The organism is Nocardioides sp. (genome assembly GCF_016462705.1).
Classification (GTDB): Bacteria; Actinomycetota; Actinomycetes; order Propionibacteriales; family Nocardioidaceae; genus Nocardioides.
Window position 1 is genome coordinate 1 of record NZ_JAEMSS010000165.1, and the last position, 9,242, is coordinate 9,242.

Consider the following 9,242-nt stretch of genomic DNA (forward strand, 5'->3'; position numbering starts at 1 on the left):
CGAGGTCTGGTTCTGGCAGACCGCCATCCACCCCTTGCGGCACTCGTGGCACTCCCCGCAGGGGACCGCGGCGATCACCTGGGCACGGTCGCCGACCTGCCAGTCCGAGCCGTAGCGGGCGTTGACCTCGGCCCCGACCTCGACGACCTCTCCCGCGATCTCGTGGCCGATGGTGCGCGGCGGCGTGAGGTTCTGGTGCCCGTTGTAGAAGATCTTGACGTCCGTGCCGCACGTCGAGCAGTTCCGGACCCGGAGCTTGACCTCGTCGGGGCCGCAGACCGGCTCCTCGACCTCCTCCAGCCGGACGTCCTCGGGGGCGTAGAAGCGCAGTGCCTTCATGGCGTGGTGGTCCTTTCGCGGAGGAGCCGGAACGGCTGGCGAGCCCGACGTTAGTGGCGCAGCACAGAAAAAACCACATTGTCGGGCAGGAAGTCGTGCCCGAATGCTTGGCAATCGACCCGATTATGTGCAGACTGGCGGCCATCGGCGCGTGACGGGGGTCACGCCGCCGGCCAGAACGAGAGGAACCCAGATGGCCTCGTCAACCACGAGCACCGCCACCAGCACCCCGGGCGCCACGTCCGGCGGGACGCGCGTCCAGGTGCAGAAGTTCGGCACCTTCCTGTCCAACATGGTCATGCCCAACATCGGCGCCTTCATCGCCTGGGGCCTGATCACCGCGATGTTCATCGAGGTGGGCTGGCTGAACCTCGGCGGTGGGGAACGTGCCTGGTTGAGCCCGGGCAGCTGGGTCGCCGAGATCGGGGGCTGGGGCGACTACGCCGACGGCGGGATCGTCGCCCCGATGATCACCTACCTGCTGCCGCTGCTGATCGGCTACACCGGCGGCAAGATGCTCTACGACACCCGCGGTGGCGTCGTGGGCGCCATCGCCACGTTCGGCGTGATCGCCGGCACCGAGGTCCCGATGTTCATGGGCGCGATGATCATGGGCCCGCTCGGCGGCTGGAGCATGAAGAGGATCGACGCCATCTGGGACGGCAAGATCAAGCCCGGCTTCGAGATGCTGGTCAACAACTTCGCCGCCGGAATCTGGGGCGGCATCCTGGCCACGGCGTCGTTCTTCGCGCTGAGCCCGGTGCTCACCTGGATCGCGGAGCGCGCCGGCGACGGGGTCGAGTGGATGGTGGACAACAACGTCCTGCCGCTCACGTCGATCCTGATCGAGCCGGCGAAGGTCCTCTTCCTCAACAACGCCCTCAACCACGGGGTGCTCACGCCGCTGGGCCTCCAGGAGTCGGCGGAGGACGGCAAGTCGGTCCTGTTCCTCCTCGAGGCCAACCCCGCGGCCGGTCTCGGGCTGCTCCTCGCCTACACCTTCTTCGGCAAGGGCCTGGCCAAGGCGTCGGCGCCGGGCGCCGCGATCATCCACTTCTTCGGCGGGATCCACGAGGTGTACTTCCCGTTCGTGCTGATGAAGCCCAAGCTGATCGTGGCGATGATGGCCGGCGGGATGACGCAGATCCTGATCAACGTGATCTTCGACAGCGGGCTGCGCTCACCCGCCGCCCCCGGCTCGGTGTTCGCGGTCTACCTGGCGGCCCCCACGGGCGTCTCCAACCTCGTGGGCATCACCCTGTCGATCGTGGGCGGCGCCGCGGCGACGTTCGTGGTCGCCGCGTTCATCCTCAAGACCGACAAGACCGAGGAGGCCGAGGACCAGCTGGTCGGTGCCACGCACCAGATGGAGACCCTGAAGGGCAGGAGCTCGTCGGTGGCGTCGGCCCTGACCGGCGGTGCGACGGCGGTGGTCGCCCGGCCGATCAGCCAGATCGTCTTCGCGTGCGACGCCGGGATGGGGTCCTCGGCCATGGGGGCGTCAGTGCTTCGCAAGAAGATCGAGAGCGCCGGACACACCGACGTCACCGTGGTCAACAAGGCGATCTCCAACCTGACCGACGACTACGACATCGTCGTCACGCACCAGGACCTGACCGATCGAGCCAGGCAGGCGACACCCTCGGCGGTCCATGTGTCGGTCGACAACTTCATGGGCAGTCCGCGGTATGACGAGATCGTGGAGATGATCGAGCAGTCGAATGGCTGAGGTTCTGGTCCCGGAGGCCGTGGTCCTGGAGGGATCGGCGCGCACCCGGGACGAGGCGATCGACGAGGCCGGCCGCCTGCTGGTGGCGGTCGGCGCCGTCGAGGAGTCCTACGTCCCGGCCATGCACGAACGGGAGACCTCCGTGTCCACGTTCATGGGCAACGGTCTGGCCATCCCGCACGGCACGAACGAGGCGAAGACCGCGATCCGGCGTACCGCGATCAGCTTCGTGCGGTACGCCGAGCCGGTCGACTGGAAGGGCAAGCCCGCAGAGTTCGTCGTGGGCATCGCGGGCGCCGGCGACGACCACCTCACGGTGCTGTCGAGGCTGGCCGAGGTCTTCATGGACGAGGCCGAGATCGCGCGGCTGCGCGCGGCCGCCAGTGCCGACGAGGTGCTCGCCGTCCTGGGGGACGTCCAGGTCTGAGCGCGGGGTCAGACGGGTCGGACCGTCACGGGAACGCCGTTCAGCGCGGCGTTCCCGCTGACGTCCAGCAGGAGCGGGTCGGTCAGGTCGTTGATCGAGACGCCGGCGACCGTCGACGCGTGCGTGAGCCGGGTGCCCTCGACCTGGTGGCCGTAGCCGTGGGGGAGCGAGACGACGCCCCGCATCATGTCGTCCTCGCTGCTGACCTCGACGTCCACGGCGCCCACGCGTGAGCTGACCCGGACGACGGCGCCGTCGGCGAGGCCCCGGGCGGCCAGGTCGTCGGGGTGCATCAGCAGGTGGTGGCGCGGACGGCCCCGGGTGAGCCGGCTGGTGTTGTGCAGCCACGAGTTGCAGTCCTGCTTGTGCCGGCGCCCGATGAGCAGCAGCTCGCCGTCCTGCGGGGCCCCCGCGGCCAGGGCCGCCTCGAGAACGCGCGGAACGTCGGCGACCACCAGCGCCGGCGCCAGGTCGATGCGCTGGTCGGCGGTCTGCAGCCGCTCGGGCATGGTCGGGCGCAGTGGCCCGAGGTCGACCCCCTCGGGGTTCTTGCGCAGCGCCCTCATGGTCGTCCGCCCACCCGTCTTGAGCAGACCGGCGACCACCGTCGCGGGGCTGGGGGCGAGGCGCGCCTTGGTGGCCAGCCGGTCCTTGATCCCGACGCCCGCCCTCGACTGCACCCGCTCGGTCAGGTCGCCGAAGATCTCCCAGTCGTGCCGGGCGTCCTCCGGCTTGGCGAACACCGCCGGCGTGAACCGTGCGGTGTTGCGGACCGCGAAGCCGTGGAACACCAGGTCGTAGTGGTCGCGCTCGAGCGCCGTCGTGGGCGGCAGGATCACGTCCGCGTGCCGGGTCGTCTCGTTGAGGTAGATGTCGATGGCCACCATGAAGTCGAGACCGTCCAGTGCGCGGGCCAGCCCGGCGCCGTCCGGCGTCGAGAGCACCGGGTTGCCCGCGATGGTCACCATCGCCCGGATCTGCCCGTCGCCCTCGGTCTCGATCTCCTCGCGCATGACCGCGGCGGGCAGCTCTCCGGCGAACTCGGGGATGTCGCGGACCCGGCTGCGCCAGACGTCGTGGTGCCCCGGTCCCACGATCCGCCGGCCCACGGTGTCGACGGCCGGCTCCGGGAAGAGCACACCGCCCTCGCGGTCGAAGTTGCCGGTCAGCAGGTTGAGCACCTGGATGGCCCACTGGCACACCGAGCCGAAGCTGTGCGTCGACACGCCCATCCGGCCGTAGACGGCCGCGGACTCGGCGGCCGCCAGGTCACGGACCAGCGTCCTGATCGTGTCGGCGGGGATGCCGCTGACCCCGGCCGCGAGCTCGGGCGTGAAGTCGGCGACGAGCCCGGCGACCCGGTCCAGGTTGTCGACGTACGCCGGGGGAGTGGCCAGTCCCTCCTCAAGAAGCACGTGCAGCATCGCGAGCAGGACGGCGGCGTCCGACCCCGGCCGTACGAAGTGGTGCTCGGTCGCGACCTTGGCGGTCTCGGTGCGGCGCGGGTCGAGCACGACCATCCGGCCTCCCCGCGCCTTGAGGTCGCGGACCCGCTGCGGGAAGTCCGGGACGGTCATCAGCGAGCCGTTGGACGCCATCGGGTTGGCGCCGAGCACCAGGAAGTACGACGTCCGGTCGAGGTCCGGCACCGGCAGCAGCAGCTGGTGGCCGTACATCTGCCACGCCACGAACTGGTGCGGGATCTGGTCGACCGTCGAGGCGCTGAACCGGTTGCGGGTGCGCAAGCTCTTCACGAACGGCACGCCGTGCGTCGCGAACCCGACCGAGTGGGCGTTGGGGTTGCCGAGGTAGACGCCGACCGCGTCCGGTCCGTGCGCCTTCGCCGTCGCCACCAGCCGGTCCGCCACCAGGTCGAGCGCCTCGTCCCAGCCCAGCTCCTCCCAGGTGGCGTCGGGGCCGTCGCCCACGCGACGGATCGGGTGCCTCAGCCGGTCCGGGTCGTCGTACACGTCGGCCATCGACACGCCCTTGGGGCAGATGTAGCCGCGGGACAGCGGGTCCGCCTCGTTGCCGCGGATCCCGGTGACCGTGCCGTCCTCGAGGGTCAGCTCGATCCCGCAGATCGCCTCGCAGAGGTTGCATACGCCGAGCCGGGTCCCGGTGAAGCCGGGCGGGACGGGATCCTCGGTCAGCAGGCCCATGCCTGGCATCGTCGCACGTCGTGCGCGGGCACCATGGTCAGCCGAGGGCACGCATGACGATTCGGGGAGGCAAACTCCCCGCTGCTAGTCTTGCCCGGTTGCCCATCAGGGGCGACACAGCACCAGTACCCGCCGTGCAATCGGCCGCGGATCCAGAGTGCCCGGGTGAACAGGCCCCGGCGCGCCGCGCAACGAGAGAACCAGAGGAGCCCCGCCATGGCAGTCGGAACCGACGCCGCGACGAAGCAGAAGATCATCGCCGAGTACGCCACGTCCGAGGGCGACACCGGCTCTCCCGAGGTGCAGATCGCGCTGCTCAGCCACCGCATCGCCCACCTCACCGAGCACCTCAAGACCCACAAGCACGACCACCACAGCCGTCGTGGCCTGCTGCTCCTGGTGGGCCAGCGCCGTCGGCTGCTGAACTACCTGCAGAAGACCGAGATCGAGCGCTACCGCTCGATCGTCGAGCGACTCGGCCTGCGCCGATAGCTCTCCGAAGGACCCGCTCCGGCGGGTCCTTCGCCGCATTTCGCTAGATTTCTCAGGCGACACAACTGAACAACCATCCGAAGAGGCGATCCGCCGCCCCGGCCGATCCTCGGTAGTGACCTTCAGGGCCCCTTCCCAGGGATGTACCTGCGGGTCTCGATCGAAGACCGGCCCCCGCTCCACAGACGTGGGGCCTGATGCGGGTCAGCGGTTCGCTTCGCGAACGCAGTAAGGACTTCATCACTTCATGTCCCAAGACATCAACGAGCCCGTGATCTCTGCCGTCGAGACGACTCTCGACAACGGCAAGTTCGGGCAGCGCACCATCAAGTTCGAGACGGGTCTCCTGGCCCGCCAGGCCGCCGGCGCCGTGACGGCGTACATCGACGACGACACGATGCTCCTCTCGGCCACCACGGCCGGGAAGCACCCCAAGGACCACTTCGACTTCTTCCCGCTGACCATCGACGTCGAGGAGCGGATGTACGCCGCGGGCCAGATCCCGGGCTCGTTCTTCCGTTCCGAGGGCCGCCCGGGCGAGGACGCGATCCTCACCTGCCGGCTCATCGACCGGCCGCTGCGCCCGACGTTCAAGAAGGGCCTGCGCAACGAGGTCCAGGTCGTCATCACCGTGATGGCGCTCAACCCGGACCACCCCTACGACGTGCTGGCGATCAACGCCGCGTCCCTGTCGACCCAGCTCTCCGGCCTGCCGTTCTCCGGCCCGGTCGGCGGCGTCCGGGTCGCGCTGATAGAGGGCCAGTGGGTGGCCTTCCCCAACCACAGCCAGCTCGAGGACGCGGTCTTCGACATGGTCGTGGCCGGCCGGGTCACCGAGACCGGTGACGTCGCGATCATGATGGTCGAGGCCGAGGCGACCGAGCAGACCTGGCACCTCGTCCAGTCCGGCGTCCAGGCGCCGACCGAGGAGGTCGTCGCGGGCGGGCTCGATGCGGCCAAGCCGTTCATCAAGCAGCTCTGCGAGGCGCAGGCCGAGCTCGCCAAGGAGGCCGCCAAGCCGGTCGCCGACTTCCCGGTCTTCCTCGACTACGAGGACGACGTCTACGCCGCTGTCGAGGCCGCCGCGAAGAGCGACCTGTCCGCCGCGATGACGATCGGCGACAAGCAGGAGCGCGAGGCCAGGACCGACGAGCTCAAGGCCGCCGTCCTCGAGCAGCTCGCCGGGCAGTTCGAGGGTCGCGAGAAGGAGGTCGGAGCGGCGTTCCGCTCCGTCAACAAGCAGGTCGTGCGCGAGCGGGTGCTGCGGGACAAGATCCGCATCGACGGCCGCGGCCTGGCCGACATCCGGCCGCTGCACGCCGAGGTCGGCGTGATCCCGCGGGTCCACGGCTCGGCGCTGTTCGAGCGCGGCGAGACCCAGATCCTCGGCGTCACGACCCTCGACATGCTCAAGATGGAGCAGCAGCTCGACACGCTCTCCCCGGAGAAGCACCGCCGCTACATGCACAAGTACGTCTTCCCGCCGTTCTCCACCGGCGAGACCGGTCGGGTGGGCTCGCCCAAGCGCCGCGAGGTCGGCCACGGTGCGCTCGCGCGCCGGGCGATCCTGCCGGTGCTGCCGTCGCGCGAGGAGTTCCCCTACGCGATCCGGCAGATCTCCGAGGCGATGGGCTCCAACGGCTCCACGTCGATGGGCTCGGTCTGCGCGTCGTCCCTGGCGCTCATGCAGGCGGGCGTCCCGCTGCGCGCGGCCGTCGCCGGCATCGCGATGGGCCTCATCTCCGGCGAGGTCGACGGCGAGACGCAGTACGTCGCGCTGACCGACATCCTGGGCGCCGAGGACGCGTTCGGTGACATGGACTTCAAGGTCGCCGGCACGCGTGACTTCGTCACCGCCCTCCAGCTCGACACCAAGCTCGACGGCATCCCCGCCGAGGTCCTCGCGTCGGCATTGACGCAGGCGCGGGAGGCCCGCCACACCATCCTCGACGTGATGAACGAGGAGATCGCCGGCCCCGACGAGATGTCGTCGCTGGCGCCGCGGATCATCACGATCAAGGTCCCGGTGGACAAGATCGGCGAGGTGATCGGGCCCAAGGGCAAGATCATCAACCAGATCCAGGACGACACGGGCGCGACGCTGTCCATCGAGGACGACGGCACCGTCTACATCGGCGCGACCAACGGCGAGGCAGCGGAGGCCGCGAAGAACGCGGTCAACCAGATCGCCAACCCGACGATGCCCGAGGTCGGCGAGCGCTACCTCGGCACCGTGGTCAAGACGACCAACTTCGGCGCGTTCGTCTCGCTGATGCCCGGCAAGGACGGCCTGCTGCACATCAGCAAGCTGCGTCCGCTCGCCGGCGGCAAGCGGGTCGAGGCCGTCGAGGACGTCGTCACCGTGGGTCAGAAGATCCAGGTCGAGATCGGGGAGATCGACGACCGCGGCAAGCTGTCGCTGATCCCGGTCGTCGAGGACGCCGAGGACGCGGAGGCATCCGAGGCGCCGTCCGAGTCGCAGCCGGTCGAGGCCTGACGCTGAAGCGAGCGTCAACGAGAACCCTTCAGTCGGTTCGGGACGGCGGCGGGCGAGTCACCTCGCTCGTCCGCCGTTCCGTCCTGCCCAGCGGGCTGCGGGTCGTGACCGAGCAGCTGGCCGGCGTCCGGTCGGCCAGCTTCGGGGTATGGGTCGGTGTGGGGTCGCGTGACGAGTCCGCGACCCAGCACGGCTGCTCGCACTTCCTCGAGCACCTGCTCTTCAAGGGCACCGCGGAACGGTCGGCGCTGGACATCTCGATCGCTCTCGACGCGGTGGGCGGGGAGTTCAACGCCTTCACGGCCAAGGAGTACACCTGCTTCCACGCGCGGGTCCTCGACACCGACCTGCCGCTGGCGATCGACGTGCTGGGCGACATGATCACGAGCTCGTCGCTGTCCGGTGAGGACGTCGAGGCCGAGCGGGACGTCATCCTCGACGAGATCGCGATGCACGACGACGACCCGGACGACGTCGCCCACAACCTCTTCGCCGAGCAGGCCTGGGGGAGCGGTACGCCTCTGGGTCGGTCCATCGCCGGCACGGTCGCCTCGATCGAGGCGCTCAGCCGCGCCCAGGTCCAGCGCTTCTACCGCCGCCACTACCGCCCCGAGAACATCGTCATCGCCGCTGCGGGCAACGTCGACCACGCCGACGTCGTGCGCCGGGTCCAGCGGTCCTTCGGTCGGGCGGGCTTCCTCGCCGGCGAGGCCGACCCGCTCCCGGCCCGGCACGCCACGGGCCGCAGACCTCGGGTGCACGGTGGGCTCGTCGAGGCGGTGCGTCCGTTCGAGCAGGTGAACCTCGTGCTCGGCATGGAGGGCCCGGACCGCAACGACGACCGTCGCTTCGCCCTCGGCGTGCTCAACACCGCGCTCGGTGGTGGGACCTCGAGCAGGTTGTTCCAGGAGGTCCGGGAACGTCGTGGCCTGGCCTACTCGGTCTTCTCCTTCGCCAGCCACCACGCCGACTCCGGCCTGGTGGGGGTGTCGGTCGGCTGCCTGCCCACCAAGCTCGACGACGTGCTCACCGTCGTCCGCACGGAGCTGTCGCGGGTCGCCGCGCACGGCATCACCGAGGAGGAGCTCGTCCGCGGGAAGGGTCAGCTCCGCGGGGGACTGGTGCTCGGGCTGGAGGACTCCGGTTCGCGGATGTCCCGGCTCGGCAAGGCCGAGCTCGTGCACGACGAGCTGCTCAGCATCGACGAGGTCATCGCCCGCATCGGCGCCGTGACCCTCGACGAGGTCCGCGAGGTGGGTGCGGACGTGTTCTCCCGGCCGGAGATCCTCGCCGTCGTCGGCCCCGCGTAGGGGTCGGAGGGCGGGTTCCGGCCTTCGCGGATCGGGCCCGTCGGGCTGGCCCGTCGGCATACCCTTACCCCGTGGACTGGCTGACGGCGTTGATCGGCCGCGGCGCCCACCACCTGCTGGCCGCCGCCCACGACCCCACCCTGGTGGTCGACGCCCGCGGGACGCTCCGGTTCGTCAACGACCGGGTCGTCGACGTGTCCGGGCACCCCCGGCATGCAGTCCTGGGCAGGCACGTCCGCGAGCTGGTCCCGGACTGGGAGCTCATCGACCCCGCCGGTCCCTCCCC

General features: G+C 70.0%; 8 protein-coding genes. 6 read left to right on the forward strand and 2 right to left on the reverse strand.

Going from position 1 to position 9,242, the window contains the following annotated elements:
- A partial coding sequence (locus JHD21_RS17505) for an alcohol dehydrogenase catalytic domain-containing protein (RefSeq protein ID WP_292677777.1) occupies positions 1 to 339 on the reverse strand: 339 nt, incomplete at its 3' end.
- A 193-nt stretch (positions 340 to 532) separates the two neighbouring features.
- Here JHD21_RS17505 and JHD21_RS17510 point away from each other — a divergent pair.
- Positions 533 to 2,068 (forward strand): PTS mannitol transporter subunit IICB, encoded by a 1,536-nt coding sequence (locus JHD21_RS17510; protein WP_292677779.1) that lies wholly within the window; start codon positions 533 to 535, stop codon positions 2,066 to 2,068.
- Positions 2,061 to 2,495, forward strand: coding sequence for a PTS sugar transporter subunit IIA (locus JHD21_RS17515; protein WP_292677781.1), 435 nt, complete (start codon positions 2,061 to 2,063; stop codon positions 2,493 to 2,495). The genes JHD21_RS17510 and JHD21_RS17515 overlap by 8 nt, the downstream gene beginning before the upstream one ends.
- 8 nt (positions 2,496 to 2,503) lie before the next feature.
- Here JHD21_RS17515 and JHD21_RS17520 read toward each other — a convergent pair whose 3' ends face one another.
- The gene (locus JHD21_RS17520; protein ID WP_292677783.1) at positions 2,504 to 4,657 is read right to left on the reverse strand and encodes a molybdopterin-dependent oxidoreductase; all 2,154 of its coding nucleotides are present in this window, start codon (positions 4,655 to 4,657) and stop codon (positions 2,504 to 2,506) included.
- 216 nt (positions 4,658 to 4,873) lie between these two features.
- Here JHD21_RS17520 and rpsO point away from each other — a divergent pair, with 216 nt between their 5' ends.
- The 4 genes from rpsO to JHD21_RS17540 all read left to right on the forward strand — a co-directional run.
- Positions 4,874 to 5,149: a 30S ribosomal protein S15 gene (rpsO, locus tag JHD21_RS17525; RefSeq protein ID WP_292677785.1), complete on the forward strand. Its 276-nt coding sequence runs from the start codon at positions 4,874 to 4,876 to the stop codon at positions 5,147 to 5,149.
- A 247-nt stretch (positions 5,150 to 5,396) separates the two neighbouring features.
- Positions 5,397 to 7,646, forward strand: a complete 2,250-nt coding sequence (locus JHD21_RS17530; RefSeq protein ID WP_292677787.1) for a polyribonucleotide nucleotidyltransferase — start codon at positions 5,397 to 5,399, stop codon at positions 7,644 to 7,646.
- A 104-nt stretch (positions 7,647 to 7,750) separates the two neighbouring features.
- A complete protein-coding gene (locus JHD21_RS17535) occupies positions 7,751 to 8,956 on the forward strand; it encodes a pitrilysin family protein (RefSeq protein ID WP_292677789.1) in 1,206 nt (401 codons plus the stop codon).
- A 71-nt stretch (positions 8,957 to 9,027) separates the two neighbouring features.
- Positions 9,028 to 9,242, forward strand: a 215-nt coding sequence (locus JHD21_RS17540; RefSeq protein ID WP_292677791.1) for a PAS domain-containing protein, incomplete at its 3' end; no start/stop codon positions are given.

Bases quoted from the DNA above. Each gene is read 5' to 3' on its own strand.
- JHD21_RS17510 (WP_292677779.1), top strand. From the start codon at position 533: ATGGCCTCGTCAACCACGAGCACCGCCACCAGCACCCCGGGCGCCACG.
- JHD21_RS17515 (WP_292677781.1), top strand. From the start codon at position 2,061: ATGGCTGAGGTTCTGGTCCCGGAGGCCGTGGTCCTGGAGGGATCGGCG.
- JHD21_RS17520 (WP_292677783.1), bottom strand. From the start codon at position 4,657: ATGGGCCTGCTGACCGAGGATCCCGTCCCGCCCGGCTTCACCGGGACC.
- rpsO (WP_292677785.1), top strand. From the start codon at position 4,874: ATGGCAGTCGGAACCGACGCCGCGACGAAGCAGAAGATCATCGCCGAG.
- JHD21_RS17530 (WP_292677787.1), top strand. From the start codon at position 5,397: ATGTCCCAAGACATCAACGAGCCCGTGATCTCTGCCGTCGAGACGACT.